This window comes from Providencia sp. PROV209 (assembly GCF_028479485.1).
GTDB classification, from domain to species: Bacteria; Pseudomonadota; Gammaproteobacteria; order Enterobacterales; family Enterobacteriaceae; genus Providencia; species Providencia alcalifaciens.
The window spans coordinates 25516-40996 of sequence record NZ_JAMPNR010000023.1 but is presented as its reverse complement, the minus strand read 5'-3'; the positions used below and the strand labels follow the sequence as shown (position 1 = coordinate 40996).

Below are 15481 nucleotides of genomic sequence, written 5' to 3'. Positions count from 1 at the left end.
AGTCACATACTTGTGTCGAGGGATTGGCTCACTTGCCGCCTTGCTATAATACGAATTATTTAGAGGATTGTTGAGAACGGTCTAAAAAAAGACCCCCAATAGTTGGGGGTCTTTTTATATCAACATACCGTTGTGGGCGCAGCTGGTCACCCTCAGAAGATTCAGCGTTGGCTCGTGAAGTCTTTCAACCCATAAACCAATGCTTCTATCCAAGCAGCATAATCATGACCACTTGACCATGAATGGAAGCTGGTTTTGTAGTTTTTATCTCGCAAAACATGTTCAAGTTCTTGGCTATTAAGCCAAATGCCGCCATCAGCACCTTGGTTTTCAAATAACCCTGCTTGTATCCAGAAACTGATCGGATAATGCGGTGATTGCTGATATTGACGAGTTAACCATCCTGGCTTTTCACCTTCAGGTGCCCACCAGTACGAGCCAGATAGGCTCAGCACATGACTAAATTGGTTTGGATATCGCAATGCGACCCAGGATGATGCCAATCCTCCATAACTTGCGCCAGCCACAATCGTCTTTTCATTATTTATTTCAATACCATTTTTGCTCACCCAAGGTAGCAGTTCCAGCGCCATAAAGTCAGCAAAGGCTTGGTTTGGGGGGAGTTCCTTGGAGCGACGTTTACTATCCAGACTATCTATAAAGACAATATTAATAGGGGGTAATTGATGATTAGCAATCAAACCATCAATTACATTGGCGGTGTGATATTTATCCTGCCAAATTTGGCCATCAAACAAAAATAATGTCCAACTAACGGGGGGCGTTGCTTTTGGGCGATAAAGAATGATTTCTCGACTATTTCTAAGGAAACTACTTTTTAATGTATGTCGAGTCAAAGAACCATAACGTATAGGCTGTTTCATTGTATCGCGGGTAAAATACCGTGAGGGTTTTAAATCAAGTAAAGATGAGGTGTTCCACTTATCATCATTTTCTATACTCATAGTCGCGCGATTTAAAGGGTCTGCTTGTGCAGTGACTAAAATTGCACGGCGTTGTTCACGCGCACTGCCATCTACTTTAGGAACGTCAGGTGCCAATTGATATTGCATACGCGTATCTGCAGGGACCACGTAGCTGCGAAACCAAACATCGGAGTCACCAAGTTTAAACATGGGATCATGATCGCCTGCCGGAGACCCTAAAATAAACACGTTACCGCGCGCTGCGCGCCACAAAAAAGTGACTCGTTTATGGGATGTATCTACGGGTTCAACTAAAGGCGTACCGATGAGTTGCTGTTTTTCCCAAAATGCATCTGTCGTTCCTCCTGCTGCCAGCTCCTTTGCGAGTTGCTGTAAAGTAGGACTGACTGGGTCAAGTTTTCGCACGCGGTTGAGTGGCTGAGTTTCTGTCATTTGCCAGTTAAATTTCCATTCACTACCGCTATTTCCATATAACATTAATGATGAAACTTGCCCTATCGGGGATGAAAAAAGTAGCGATTTTTCTCCATCAGCAGGTCCTGCTTCCAATAACGTGCGTAAATGATGGTTTTGCTGGTCGAGCAATTGTGCCCCTGTAGCCCCTTTTAGTGTGGCAACAACATAGTTTTCATTAAGCGCTGGAAGCCTAAAGCAAACCTTGCCCTCGGTATCGAATACACCTTCCTGAACCCCTTGGAGAGGCAGTTCGTTGCAAGGAGCGGCTATTGCGGGTACTGCACTAAAAGCAACCATGACGTAAAGCAAAACAGACTTCATGAGCCCTCACTTTCAAATTAATCGTTATTATTAATGAGATAACAAAGGCTACATCTTAATTTGTCGTAGCCTTTGTTCTTACTCTTTGTTTTACCAGGCGTAATCAAACGTGACAGTACCAGTACGACCGATGCCATAAAAGCAGGCATCACTCATGCCACAGGATGAAACATAATGTTTATCCATTAAGTTATTAACGTTTAACTGTATCGTTGCGCCTTTCAAAGATGGCGAAATATTGGCAAGTTCATAGCCAACCATAGCATCGTAAAGTGTTACCCCAGGCACAGAAAAGCTATTATCTGCCCCTGCCTGACTGGAACCGATATAGCGCACTCCTGCTCCTGCTTTCAGTCCATTTAGCATCCCTGAGTTTTCTTCATATTGTCCCCATACGGAGGCCATATTTTTAGGGATTCGAGGAAATTCTTTTCCTTTTTCAGCACTGTTTGACGTTTCAAGCACTTTGGTTCTGGTATATGAATATGCCCCTGTAACAGCAAATTTGTCGGTAAGCTTACTGTTTATCTGGGCTTCCACACCTTTACTTTCACCTTTGCCGATTAGCGTCATATAACCTAATTCAGAGTCGTATTTAGGAATGTTTTTTTGCTCGATATGATAGAGAGATAAGGTCGCCAGCGTTTTTTGGTCAGGGGTGAGATACTTGATACCGATTTCTGTTTGTTTTGCTGTTTTAGGATCAAACGGCTGACTTTCTGGCTTTCTGTTGGTAGTAAGATTCGGCTCAAAAGAGGTGCTGTAGCTAATATAAGGGGAAATACCATTATCAAATGAGTATAACACCCCAACTAAGCCGGTTAGTTTGCCATCATTTTGTTGTGATTTGTCACTGTTCGTTCTGTCTAGCGTTTTTACTTCAATCCAGTCATATCGGGTGCTAGCTAATAAGTTCCAGCTATTCCATTCAATTTGGTCTTGAATATAAATACCGATTTGATCGCTTTTTTGTAACTGGTCGGTGAATAGCGTCTGCTTGGATTCATCAATTTTCTGGTATTGGGGGTTACGCCAATCAATATCATAGTTACCGCTTCTGTCACGCCAAAACTGTTTATCCTCTTTAGTCCATTTGTAATCGACGCCGACTAATAGTGTTTGATAAAGCCCCCCATTATCAATGTCGAAATTTAAATGGGTATCAACACCAAATGTATTGAGTTTCGTTTTTTCGTGCTGAGCCATTCGTTTGAGTACATAAGGATAGTTTTTAGCTTCACTTGCTAAGGTGTTAAATACTAAATAATTATATTTTTCATCAATTTCTGCGTAGCGTGCTTTTTGTACCAATGAAATTTGATCACTAAAATTATGTTCAAATTCATATCCAATACTATGTTGTTTTTGTTTGGAAATATTATAGTCAGGATTGCTTATGTTGAAATCTTGTGGAATTTTTCCTTCTGGGGTTGATTCTAGAGTGCCAACTTTAGGAAGAAAATTTCGATAACCATTTTTCGGTGAGTTCTGTAGATAAGCCAAAAGAGTGAACGTTGTGTCTTCATTTAGGAATGATATTGCGGGAGCGATGGCATATTTTTCTTCTTCATAGTCTCGAACCTGAGTGTCTTTCTTTTTTGCCAAGCCATTTAAACGGTAGAGGATATTTCCATCATCCGTTAGCTTGCCACCCAGATCAAAAAATCCTTCTGTTTTATTTCGATTACCTAGTCGTAACTGAATTTTATTGATGCTCTGCGCGGTTGGTTTTTTGCTTGTCATGGCAATAACCCCACCAGGACTTATTTGCCCATACTGCACAGATGCCGGTCCTTTAATCATCTCAACTCTGTCCAGAAACCAAGGTTCGGTTGTGCCCATTGACGAGGACGCATTTCCGCCAAAAGGAATGCCATCTAGAATTTTGTTCGCATAATCAAAACCGCGACTGAATACTTCATCATTGCGATTTGAATCACCACGGTATTCTGTAACCACACCTGGTGTATATCTCAATGCATCCACAACAGTTTCTGCTGCTCTGTTTTCTATTTGGGTTTTGGTCACCACATTTACCGTCTGTGGTATTTTCATTATCTCAGTCTCATTCTTCGTTGCAGAAGAAGTCGTTGTTGCGGTATATGAATCATTTGAGCTTGGTGTAGTCACAACCAAAACATCAGTTGCTGAAGCGAATGGAGAAACTACTAACAGTGATAGCACTGATAGCTTATTTTTATTTAACATAGCAATACCTGTTCATCCCTATTTTCAACGTGAAATTTAAGACGGTATGGAAACCTAGTAGTGCAAGTTTTCACACGATGGATATTTTTTGATTTGGTCAGGAGGGATAAAAGTGAGTTTTTCTTTTACCGTTCATACTTACACCGATGTATTCTTTGACATCTCTGGCGTAAATATATCTGAATTAAATCAATGTGCTCTCAATGTGAAAATGTAAAGTTTTTAGATGAAAAACATATAGATGCGCAAGCTAATACATTAGCGTTCTATTGTTTTCAAACTTTAACTTCGCATTCTATATGATAATAATAATCATTTAAATATTGTATGATAATAATAATTATTAAGAATAACTTATGATAATTAATCAGTTTTTTATGTTTTAGAAAGTCAGCATTTCAATCAAATTGCTTTTTGAACAACAAGGCAACTATCAACGAATTTCATCAGCGCATCTAATGCTTTGGTCTGTATAGGGTTATAAGATTCGGATTGTGATTCTGATTGGCGGATATATAGGGTCAGGGAAATGGGGATTCTCGATCATGAAAAAGGTCTTTTCATTATGCGAGGAGTAAGGCGGTTCACGAAAGACAGCGACATAATGAAGTGCCCGCAAGCTATTGGGGCGCTTCATTAATCGGGAGGGGATAAAACGGGTTATTTGGTTTGTTTATCAACGTTATTTTTCAATAAATCATGCAGATATTGATTGGCGCTGGTGACTTTACCTTGGGCATCGGTGACTTGATACTCTTCTCCGGTGATAGAGGATTTGGATGCCACATTGTCAATAAACTGCTCTGTTGTCTGTAAGCGCTTTTCGGTTTTACCCAGCTTTAAACGCAAATGGGATTCAGCTTCTGGTGCGGAATGACCGGAACCATTACGCGTGAACGTTAAATTCTGCTGTTTGCCTAATTCCGTTAACAACGCTTCAGTCCGCGTTTTCTCTTCTGGGCTTAGCGCAAGGGCTTTGGTGGTGACGAAAATAGTTAAAAAAATCACTAAGATTGAAGCAAAACGGCGAGAAGCTTGAGTCAGTAACGATTGCACAGGAAACGCTCCGATAAATTAAGATTGGAGAGATTATAGGCAGCCGCGATGAATAAACTATCAGTAATAGTCTGAGAATCATGCGTTAAGACAAACTTAGGTTTTAAGGCATAAATTAAGGCATAAAACGGTAGCCAATACCGGTTTCAGTTAAAAGATGTTCGGGGCGAGCAGGGTCATTTTCCAACTTCTGGCGTAAATGCCCCATATAAATGCGTAGATAGTGATTATGTTCGACGTAACTCGGTCCCCAAACTTGCAGCAACAAATGGCGCTGAGTGAGTACTTTTCCACTATTGGCGACAAGTTCGCTCAGTAACCGAAACTCAATGGGGGTGAGGTGTAGCTCTTCGCTACCTTTAGTCACGATACGGTTGATAAAATCCACGGTGACATCGCCAAATTGAAACGTAGGGCTTTCTTGTCCTGCTTTACCAAAACGTCGTAAGGCTACACGAACACGGGCGAGCAACTCGCTAATACCAAAAGGTTTTGTGAGATAATCATCGGCACCGGCATCCAGGGCGGCGACTTTTTGTGATTCTTCTTCTCGAGCGGAAAGCACAATCAGCGGGATACTGCTCCATTGGCGCAAATCACGGATCAAATCTAATCCATCGCCATCCGGTAATCCAAGATCCAAAATCACCAAATCGGGCTGACGAGTTCCCGCTTCAATGAGTCCTCGTTGGTAATTTTCGGCTTCAAAAATTTTCCAGCCTTCACCCTCCAGCGCTAATCGAACAAAGCGGCGGATCTCTTTTTCATCTTCAATGATCAGGATTTGATGGGAACTCACAGTACGCTAGATGCTCCTAAATTTCGTTTTCGCTTTCGTTTTCAATCTCGGGTAACGGCTTTAATGGCAAAACAAAATGGAAGCTGGCGCCGCCTTTATCATTGTTTTGTGCCCAAATTTCACCGTCATGGAGATGGATAATAGCACGACAGATAGCTAAACCTAAGCCAACGCCTGGAATTGCTGACTCTTTTTGTGCGCGAGAAAATTTATCGAAAATGGTTTTTTCTTGCCCGTCAGGGATTGCATTACTGGCATCCCACACTTCGATATGGACCTTTTGTGCCTCAATCGAGGCTCGAATGCCGATAGGGGTGTCATTATCGCTATATTTGATGGCATTTTCGAGTAAGTTAATTAACACGCGTTCAATCAAGTTTCCGTCGCAATACAATAGTAAATCTGCTGGAATATCAATATCAAGAGGATGACTATCTAAAGTGTAATCTAAGATCCTAACTGCGCTACTGGTAATTTCTTGCAGCGATTCCCACTCTAGATTTGGGTGGATCCCACCTGATTGTAAGCGAGCCATATCCAGTAAATTATTGACCAGTCGTGATGTGCTCAAAACTTGCTGGCGCATCTGGTTAACTTGCTCCGTGAGAGGGGAGTTTTCCGCAGATAGCTCTAACATTAAAATTTCACTCTGCCCAAATAAGACCGTCAGTGGTGTTTTGAGATCATGAGATAGGGCAGCCAGCAGTGAATTTCGCAATTGCTCCCGTTCAACATCCAATTTAGCTGTTTCTGCCTGTTTGGTGAGTTGTAAGCGTGACAGGCTACTCGCGATGAGCCCTGTAAAGGTTTGCAGCATACGTTGCTGCTCAGGGATCAATAATTGGCGAATATTACGCGGCTCAATGGCGAGCACAGCAAGGGTTTCATCGGCGGTCGTGATAGGTTGTAATTGGTATGGCACGCTGGGCAACGTATCGGTTCCTGCGCCAGCCGGTTGGCGCTTATCAAAGCTCCATTTAGCAATGGCTTTGTCTATCTGTAATTGACTATAACCTTCACACTGTAATGGTGTGAGTTGGTTATTCTCATCAGGCAGAAGTAAACAGGTTTTTGCTTGGAAAGCATTATTCAAAAAATGATAGCCTGTTTTCCCGATATCTTCAGTGCTAAGTGCTTGACCTAGCTCTTTGGTCATTTCATATAAATGGCGTGTACGTTGCTCACGGTAGCGAGCAATGCGCGCTTGATAGCGCATGCCGGCGGTGAGATTCCCGACGACAACCCCCACAATTAGCATCACAGTAAAAGTCACTAAATACTGCATATCCATAATGGCTAATGAAAAGTGAGGTTGCACAAAGAATAGGTCAAAGCTGACTACGTTGATTAACGCGGCAAAGACGGAAGGGCGCCGACCATAAAAGAGCGCGACTAGCACCACCCCAAGCAAATAGAGTGTCACGAGGTTAGCTTTGTCCAGTGCCAGTAAAAATGTACGTGAGAATAAAGTGATGGCAGCACACATGGCTATCGCCATTAAATAACCATTCATGTCTGAACGCCATTTTTCGGTGAATGGCTTTCTTTCCGGCTCTTTATCCCAATCACTTTTTTCTTCGAGAGCAACGATGATTAAGTCTAAATCAGGACCTAGCTTACCCAGTCTATCGGCAAAGCCTTGGTGTAATTTAAATTTATACCATTTGCGATGTTTATCACGCCGGCCAATTAAAATCTTACCCAGGTTATGTTCACGAGCGTAACGTAAAATCGCTTTTTCCTCGTTGGGATCAGACAGTGTGGCGGTTTCGGCACCCAAGTCTTGTGCGAGCCGAAGTGCTTTTAAAATGGCGCGGCGCTGATTTTCAGGAAGTTGGTGCAATGTGGGGGTTTCGACATATACCGCATGCCAAACACTGCCAAATTTAGCGGCGAGTCGGGCTGCTGCGCGTACCAGTTTTTCATTGCCAGTATTATGCCCAATGCATAACAATAACCCATCCCGAGTATGCCAAACGGGGGCTTCTCCTTTGCCATCGCGAAACTCTCGCATTTGATCATCAACACGGTCGGCTGTGCGTCGTAACGCCAATTCACGTAAGGCAATGAGATTACCTTTACGGAAAAAATGCTCGATAGCGCGTTCTGCTTGCCCCGGTATATACACTTTGCCTTCTTTTAGGCGCTGGCGAAGGTCATCTGGCGGCAAATCAACTAATACCACTTCATTGGCGGCATCAAAAATATGGTCGGGAACGGTTTCTCGTACGCGAATGCCCGTGATGCTTCCCACGATATCATTCAAACTTTCAATATGTTGCACATTCACTGTCGTAAGAACATCGATCCCCGCATCCAGCAGTTCTTCGACATCTTGCCAGCGTTTAGGATGACGGCTGCCATTTGGATTACTGAAGGCAAGTTCATCCATCAAGATAATGGCAGGATGCCTTGCTAATGCTGCATCAATATCGAAGGCGTGCAGGCGACGCCCTCGATGGTTGATTTTTAACGGAGGAAGTTGCGGGAGCCCATCCAGTAACGCGGCAGTTTCTTCTCGTTCATGAGTTTCGACCACGCCAATCAGCACATCTAACCCTTGTGCTCGAAGGCGTTGCGCTTCTTGCAACATGGCATAAGTTTTCCCAACACCCGCACAAGCACCGAAGAAAATCTTAAGTTTGCCGCGTCCAGTTTCATTTGCCTTTACCAACAGGTCATCTGGGTTTGGGCGGATAGGCTCCTGATTATTCATAACTGACCTCAGTGATTTTGACTGTTAGCTTCCCGCTGATAGGCATCAAGGGCAAGGTTCAATTCTAGCACGTTGACAACTGGCTCCCCTAAGAATCTAAACAGCGGAGATTGAGTGTTATCAGCGATAATCGATTTTACTGTGTCTATCGATAACTGTCTGTTTTTGGCAATCCGTGGCGCTTGATATAAGGCGGCAGCTACTGAAATATGTGGATCTAACCCACTTGATGATGCGGTGAGTAAATCCACGGGTAGAGAGTCTCCGCCATCAGGTTCATGCTGTTTCAATGCCACAGCGCGCTCAGTTAATTCTTTTGTTAACAAAGGATTGCTGATCGCTAAATTGCTACCACCAGATGCCAGTGCATTATACGGTACATCTGCCGTCACTGAGGGGCGACCGTAGAAATAATGGTCATTTTGGTAAGACTGCCCAATTAATGATGAACCAATAACGCGATTATCTTGCAGGATCAGCGAGCCCATCGATTGAGCTGGAAAAATTACATTGGCGATCCCTGTGACGAGTAGCGGGTAAGCAATCCCCGTGACCAATGTCAGTAAAACTAAGATCATAAATGAAGAACGAAACATGTTCATAATAGGCTCCTTAAATACCAAATAAGCTGATGAACATATCGATAAGCTTGATCCCCACGAATGGGACAATCAATCCGCCTAAACCGTACAAGCTTAAATTGCGTTGTAAAAGTGACTGAGAGCTCATGGGGCGATAATTTACCCCTTTTAATGCCAGTGGAATTAAGAACACAATAATCAGGGCATTAAAAATAACCGCGGACAGCAACGCCGATGCCGGTGAATGTAAGTGCATAATATTTAATGCATTGAGCTGTGGCCATGTGACGGCAAAGCATGCCGGAATAATCGCGAAGTATTTGGCGATATCGTTGGCAATACTGAATGTGGTTAATGAACCTCGGGTCATCAGCATTTGTTTACCAATATGAACGACTTCAATTAACTTGGTTGGGTTCGAATCCAAATCCACCATGTTCCCCGCTTCTTTAGCGGCTTGAGTACCTGAGTTCATCGCGACAGCAACGTCAGCTTGTGCCAGTGCAGGGGCATCGTTAGTCCCGTCACCCGTCATCGCAACGAGTCGACCTTCGGATTGGTACTGGCGTATTAAAGCGAGTTTTGCCTCTGGAGTGGCTTCCGCTAAGAAATCATCCACGCCTGCTTCCGCAGCGATTGCCGCCGCCGTCAGGTGGTTATCCCCCGTAATCATAACGGTTTTGATCCCCATGGCGCGCATTTGTGCAAAACGCTCTTTCATCCCACCTTTCACGATGTCTTTGAGTGCAACGACGCCGAGAACGGTTTGGCTATCAACAACGACTAATGGTGTTCCCCCTGCATGGGCAACTTGTTCGACAAGCTTGTCTGCTTCAACAGGGAATTTTCCATGATTGGCTTCTACATAGCGACGGATAGCATCCGCAGAACCTTTACGGATCATGCGCTCACCCACGTTAACACCGCTCATTCTTGTCATCGCGGAGAAGGGAACAAAAGTCGCATTCATTGCGTGGATATCACGTTCGCGTAAATTGAATTTCTGTTTTGCGAGCACCACAATGCTGCGTCCTTCTGGGGTTTCATCCGCCAGTGAAGAGAGCTGAGCCGCATCGGCTAATTGCTGCTCTGTGACGCCGCTTAGCGGTAAAAAGTCAGAGGCTTGACGATTACCGAGGGTGATGGTGCCCGTTTTATCCAACAACAGTACGTCCACATCCCCAGCGGCTTCAACAGCACGACCGCTGGTGGCAATCACATTTGCGCCTAGCATACGACTCATACCAGCAACACCGATGGACGAAAGCAATCCACCAATCGTGGTTGGAATCAAACAGATCAGAAGGGCAATTAAAACAATAATCGAAACTGCACCACCTGCACCTGCATACTCAGTGGCAAACAGGGTGAATGGGTATAAGGTTGCGCAGACTAACACAAAGATAATTGTTAGCGCGGTTAACAAAATAGTTAAGGCGATTTCATTTGGCGTTTTACGGCGCTGTGCGCCTTCCACCATCGATATCATACGGTCTAAGAAGGTTTCGCCCGGGTTAACCGTACATTCGACGATCAGCCAGTCGGAAAGGACTCGAGTTCCCCCTGTGACCGATGAGAAGTCACCACCGGATTCGCGGATGACGGGTGCTGATTCCCCTGTAATAGCACTTTCATCTACCGATGCACCGCCTTCAATCACTTCACCATCACAAGGGATCGTTTCCCCAGCTCGGATCAGCACGATATCACCTTTGCGTAGCTGGTCTGAACTGACCATTTCTTGCGGTGCATCGAGAGCGGCTGTTGCCAGTTTGGTCGCACGACTTTGTTGTTTGACCCCTTTTAAGCTTTGTGCTTGGGCTTTACTGCGTCCTTCCGCTAACGCTTCTGCAAAGTTAGCAAACAGTACGGTAAACCATAACCATAATGTCACCATGCCACTAAACCAAGCGTTGCCTTCGCTATAGCCAGCGATCATCGCTATCCATAATAATGTCGTCATGATGCTGCCGATGTAGACAACAAACATCACTGGGTTACGCCATTGTGCTTGTGGTGTCAGTTTTTTAATGGCATCAAGGGTTGATTGGCGAACCAGTTTGCTATCAAATAATTGTGTTTTTTGATTTTTCATTTTTTCACCCTCATTATGCCGCTAACCAAATTTGCAGATGTTCTGCGATCGGACCTAACGCAAGGGCAGGTACAAAGGTCAGCGCACCAATGAGAAGAACTGTCATGATTAATAAACCGATAAACAGCGGACCGTGTGTTGGTAATGCAGCAAGGCTTGCCGCTTGAGGTTTTTTCACTGCCATAGAACCCGCGATGGCTAATACTGGGAAAATGACACCAAAACGACCAAAGAACATGGCTAACGCCAGCATCACATTATAATACGGCGTATTCGAGCTTAATCCTGCAAATGCACTGCCGTTGTTGTTGGCTGCGGATGAGAAAGCGTATAGCACTTCACTGAATCCATGTGCGCCTGGGTTAAGAATGCCAGCACGTCCCGCTTCAGTCATGAGTGAAATTGTTGTGCCGAGTAGTACTAAGGTTGGCGTGACTAAAATTGCCAATGCCACCATTTTCATTTCACGCACTTCAATTTTTTTACCAAGGTATTCAGGTGTGCGCCCAATCATCAACCCAGCTAAGAAAACTGCGAGTAAAACAAATAACAGCGTACCGTAGAGGCCTGATCCCACGCCGCCAAAGACAACTTCTCCGATTTGCATTAGCCACATAGGCACCATGCCGCCTAATGCCGTGTAGGAATCATGCATTGAGTTCACTGCACCACAAGATGCTGCGGTAGTCACGACGGCATACAAGGCAGAGCCTAATGTACCGAAGCGATTTTCTTTTCCTTCAAGATTAGCGGTGCTTGTTGCATGCAATTCCCCTAAAAATGGGTTGCCAACGTATTCTTCGTGGATCACGACCGCTGCGGCGATCACAAAAATAATCGCCATTGCCCATAGCAGAGCATGACCTTGTTTGCTATCACTGACGGTACGACCAAAAGCAAAGCAGAGTGCAGTTGGAATTAAGAAGATAGCCAACATTTGGACAAAATTGCTTAAGGCTGTAGGGTTTTCAAATGGGTGTGATGAGTTAGCCCCAAAAAATCCCCCTCCATTGGTTCCTAACAGCTTAATGGCTTCTTGCGAAGCAACGGGTCCCATCGGCAATAATTGTGAGCTGCTATCAAGGTTACTACTTAGAATATAAGGGGAGAAATTCTGAATAACCCCTTGGCTAACAAAGAATAAAGCAAACACAATGGATAATGGCAAAAGGAGATATAGCGTGATACGTGCTAAATCGACCCAAGCATTACCAATGGTTTTGCTGCCGTGTCGTGAGAATGCACGGATCAGTGCAAACACGACGGCTATCCCTGTTGCAGCCGAGAGAAAATTTTGCACTGTTAACCCGACCATCTGGCTCAAATAGCTTAAGGTGTTTTCTCCGCTATAAGATTGCCAGTTGGTATTTGCCACAAAGCTAATGGCAGTATTAAACGCTAAGTCCCAGCTCATGCCTGGGTAGTGTTGTGGGTTTAAAGGTAACGAGCCTTGGCACAGCAAAATAACAAACAGTAATCCAAATCCCAGCAAATTAAACATAAAGATGGCGATGGCATATTGCCTATAATTCATCTCAGGGAGATCTCGCCCTATTTGTTTGATTCCGCTTAACCGCCAGAATACCGATTCACTCTTTGAAATAGCACGAGGCATATCACCATCGATAAGATAGGCAATAAAGTGACCAAGTGGTTTGGCTAGCAGCATTAATACCAGTAAAAAACTGGCAATGAGTAAAAACGCATTGGTGGCCATATCAGAAATTCTCCGCGTTGAGCAGGGCATAAATCAGATAAACCAGCAGTACAACAACAAGAACTGCCCCAGAAATGGAAAGTAGTGACATTGTTATCTCCTTATTATTTCCATTGCGTTAGGTTAGGCATTTACTTGTAAATAAGCTGATAAAAAAAGAAGGTAGGGTGTAAAAATAGTATAAAAATGCCCAATTAAATTTGCTCATTCATTATTCATGATGAAAGCACTAACCAAAGTATAGTCTGTTAATGAAATGTGATTTGTTTGTTGGTTTATTACTGCCTTTTGCTACATTTCGTAATAAAACAACAGAATTAGCTAAAAAAAATGAATTTATTTTAATCTAAAGTAGTCAGATGAGTAGTTTAATTACACAAATTACGTTATTATAGGTTCAGTTAATGAAGATTAACGTTGGTGTTCGATTTTGGTGCCTCTTTTGTGACTTAGGTTGATGGGAGTAAAGAGCAATACTGGAATCGGCAAAAATTGAGTGGCTACTGAAGGAGGATATCGATGTCCACATATCAAGAATATTCCCGTAATCAGGTACTTTTACGCCGCACTGCTGCTGTAACAGCTGGCATTATTGCGTTTCCGGTTATGGTTTTTTACCCACAAAGAGCACGATTTTATAGCTACCTGCATAAAGTCTGGGCGAAAACGAGCGATAAACCTGTGTGGTTGGCTAGCTCAGAAGTGACGATGGAAAGCCATCGTTAATCAGTGATTCAATTCACTAAAAAGATATCCCTGCAATAATTTAATTGTGGGGATTTTTTTATATAAAAATCATAATAATTAATTCCTATACTTCAATGTTATTTAAATTACAGTCATGTTATTTAATTTGAAATTTAAATTCATTAACTTATTTGACACTGAGAAGTGAATCACGGTAATTGTCTTTATCTCATTGCTAATATCCATTCCCAATAAAATTAGATTATATTTTATTAAAATTCAAAAGATATTTAATTATAAATAGCCAATGAGGAATATCATGATTCTATTTAAAAAATGTGTTATCGCATTGTCAATTAATATCGCATTAATATCATCTGGATTGGCTTGTACCACACTACTTGCAGGTAGTGAAGCTACGAATGATGGCTCGTTAATTATCGCGAGAAGCGCTGATAGCAGTGCATTAAAAGCTCAGCATTTTGTAATACATCCAGCCAAAAAAAATCAATCAGGAATATATAGTACAAAAGAACATAATGGTGCTAATAATTTCACCTACCCATTACCAAAAAATTCATTACGATATACAACTGTGCCAAATTGGAAAACACAATTACATGGTGCAACTGGATTTAATGAATTAGGTGTAGGAGTCAGTGGTACTGAATCTATATTTGCTTCTCCTAAAGCATTAGCGTTTGATCCCTATGTTGAAGAAACTGGAATTACAGAAGATGATATTCCAGATATACTTCTTTCCCGTGCAAAAACAGCCCGTGAAGCGGTGGAGCTTTTAGGTAATATTATTGAAACCCAAGGTGCTGGTGAAGGTTTTGGTGTTGCTGTCGTCGATAAAAATGAACTGTGGTATTTAGAAACTGGAACGGGGCATCAATGGATGGCTCAAAAAATTGCAAAAGATAAATATTTTGCAACGGGAAATCAGGGGCGTTTACAAGCGTTTGAGGCGAATAGTCCCGATATGCTTGGCTCTAAAAATCTCGTTGAATTTGCAATAGAAAAAGGTTTATACAACCCAGAAAAAGATGGCGCATTCAATTTTTCTAAAGCCTATACGCGTGATGATGAACGTGATCGTGATTATAACGACCCACGAGTTTGGATCATTCAGCAGCAGTTTAATCCGTCGTTAAAACAAGATATTGCAGATGGTAGAAATTTTGCTCCATTCTTAACACCAGAGAAAAAAGTCTCTGTAGAAGAAGCGAAAGCCATGCTACGTAATCACTTTGAAGGCACGGAACATGATCCGTATACCAATGGCTTAAACGGAAAAGAGCCATGGCGACCAATTAGCGTGTTTAGAACTTATGAAGCTCATGTGATGCAAGTACGTCCAGAGTTACCGCAAGAAATTGGTGAAGTGACATATGTTGGTCTAGGGATGGCGGATTTGACCGCATTTGTTCCTTACTATAGTGGGCTAGAAGCTTATCCAAAACATTACGGTGTTGGAACTGACAAGGCGGATAGCGATTCTATTTATTGGAAATACCGTAAATTACAAACATTGGTGATGACTGACTACCCTAAACTTGCGCCTATTGTTAAAAAAGCCTACCAAGAGTGGGAAGCGAAAACGGCGTTAGAGCAAAAAGCTATGGAAGTGAATTACTTAAAAATGGCCAAAACAGATAAAGCCGCTGCCAATAAAATGCTTAATAAGTTTAATCTGGATGTCATGGCAAGCGCCGAGAAGTTAACTGAAGATTTAACTAACCAACTTTTCACTATTCGAACTGAAGATATTCAATCTGATATTTTCTTTGCGAACAAATCGAAGAAAGACTAAAAATAGCCGTAATTCTGTAAACTCAAGAAGACTCTCCGTGGGGAGCCTTCTTGTTTAATTCCCTTTCTTTTTCAAATTCAGC

General features: G+C 42.8%; 11 protein-coding genes. 2 read left to right on the top strand and 9 right to left on the bottom strand.

What is annotated here, in order from left to right; all coding sequences use genetic code 11:
• Positions 1 to 161 precede the first annotated feature (161 nt).
• From PR795_RS16195 to kdpF, 9 genes are all read right to left on the bottom strand, one after another.
• Positions 162 to 1724: an esterase family protein gene (locus PR795_RS16195; RefSeq protein ID WP_272516948.1), complete on the bottom strand. Its 1563-nt coding sequence runs from the start codon at positions 1722 to 1724 to the stop codon at positions 162 to 164.
• Positions 1725 to 1814: 90 nt separating this feature from the next.
• A complete protein-coding gene (locus PR795_RS16190; RefSeq protein WP_272516947.1) occupies positions 1815 to 3932 on the bottom strand; it encodes a TonB-dependent siderophore receptor in 2118 nt (705 codons plus the stop codon).
• Positions 3933 to 4592: 660 nt separating this feature from the next.
• A complete protein-coding gene (locus tag PR795_RS16185; RefSeq protein WP_006662312.1) occupies positions 4593 to 4988 on the bottom strand; it encodes a DUF5329 family protein in 396 nt (131 codons plus the stop codon).
• Between the two features lie 115 nt (positions 4989 to 5103).
• Positions 5104 to 5787, bottom strand: coding sequence for a two-component system response regulator KdpE (kdpE, locus tag PR795_RS16180; protein ID WP_006660467.1), 684 nt, complete (start codon positions 5785 to 5787; stop codon positions 5104 to 5106).
• A gap of 16 nt (positions 5788 to 5803) precedes the next feature.
• Entirely contained in the window at positions 5804 to 8503 is a 2700-nt protein-coding gene (gene kdpD, locus PR795_RS16175) for a two-component system sensor histidine kinase KdpD (RefSeq protein WP_272516946.1), read from the bottom strand.
• An 8-nt stretch (positions 8504 to 8511) separates the two neighbouring features.
• On the bottom strand, positions 8512 to 9105 hold the full coding sequence (gene kdpC, locus PR795_RS16170; RefSeq protein ID WP_006662310.1) for a potassium-transporting ATPase subunit KdpC: 594 nt from the start codon (positions 9103 to 9105) through the stop codon (positions 8512 to 8514).
• 10 nt (positions 9106 to 9115) lie between these two features.
• The gene (gene kdpB / locus PR795_RS16165) at positions 9116 to 11179 is read right to left on the bottom strand and encodes a potassium-transporting ATPase subunit KdpB (RefSeq protein WP_006660464.1); all 2064 of its coding nucleotides are present in this window, start codon (positions 11177 to 11179) and stop codon (positions 9116 to 9118) included.
• A 13-nt stretch (positions 11180 to 11192) separates the two neighbouring features.
• Positions 11193 to 12896 carry a potassium-transporting ATPase subunit KdpA gene (gene kdpA, locus PR795_RS16160; RefSeq protein WP_272516945.1) on the bottom strand — a complete coding sequence of 568 codons (1704 nt, stop codon included), beginning with the start codon at positions 12894 to 12896 and terminating at the stop codon, positions 11193 to 11195.
• A gap of 1 nt (position 12897) precedes the next feature.
• Positions 12898 to 12987, bottom strand: a complete 90-nt coding sequence (gene kdpF / locus PR795_RS16155) for a K(+)-transporting ATPase subunit F (protein WP_071524944.1) — start codon at positions 12985 to 12987, stop codon at positions 12898 to 12900.
• Positions 12988 to 13415: 428 nt separating this feature from the next.
• Between kdpF and PR795_RS16150 the strand changes: the two genes are divergently transcribed.
• Positions 13416 to 13622, top strand: coding sequence for a YbfA family protein (locus PR795_RS16150; RefSeq protein WP_154600771.1), 207 nt, complete (start codon positions 13416 to 13418; stop codon positions 13620 to 13622).
• A 280-nt stretch (positions 13623 to 13902) separates the two neighbouring features.
• A complete protein-coding gene (locus PR795_RS16145; protein ID WP_181480672.1) occupies positions 13903 to 15399 on the top strand; it encodes a C69 family dipeptidase in 1497 nt (498 codons plus the stop codon).
• Positions 15400 to 15481: the final 82 nt, after the last annotated feature.

Bases quoted from the DNA above. Each gene is read 5' to 3' on its own strand.
- PR795_RS16195 (WP_272516948.1), bottom strand. From the start codon at position 1,724: ATGAAGTCTGTTTTGCTTTACGTCATGGTTGCTTTTAGTGCAGTACCC.
- PR795_RS16190 (WP_272516947.1), bottom strand. From the start codon at position 3,932: ATGTTAAATAAAAATAAGCTATCAGTGCTATCACTGTTAGTAGTTTCT.
- kdpD (WP_272516946.1), bottom strand. From the start codon at position 8,503: ATGAATAATCAGGAGCCTATCCGCCCAAACCCAGATGACCTGTTGGTA.
- kdpC (WP_006662310.1), bottom strand. From the start codon at position 9,105: ATGAACATGTTTCGTTCTTCATTTATGATCTTAGTTTTACTGACATTG.
- kdpB (WP_006660464.1), bottom strand. From the start codon at position 11,179: ATGAAAAATCAAAAAACACAATTATTTGATAGCAAACTGGTTCGCCAA.
- kdpA (WP_272516945.1), bottom strand. From the start codon at position 12,896: ATGGCCACCAATGCGTTTTTACTCATTGCCAGTTTTTTACTGGTATTA.
- kdpF (WP_071524944.1), bottom strand. From the start codon at position 12,987: ATGTCACTACTTTCCATTTCTGGGGCAGTTCTTGTTGTTGTACTGCTG.
- PR795_RS16150 (WP_154600771.1), top strand. From the start codon at position 13,416: ATGTCCACATATCAAGAATATTCCCGTAATCAGGTACTTTTACGCCGC.
- PR795_RS16145 (WP_181480672.1), top strand. From the start codon at position 13,903: ATGATTCTATTTAAAAAATGTGTTATCGCATTGTCAATTAATATCGCA.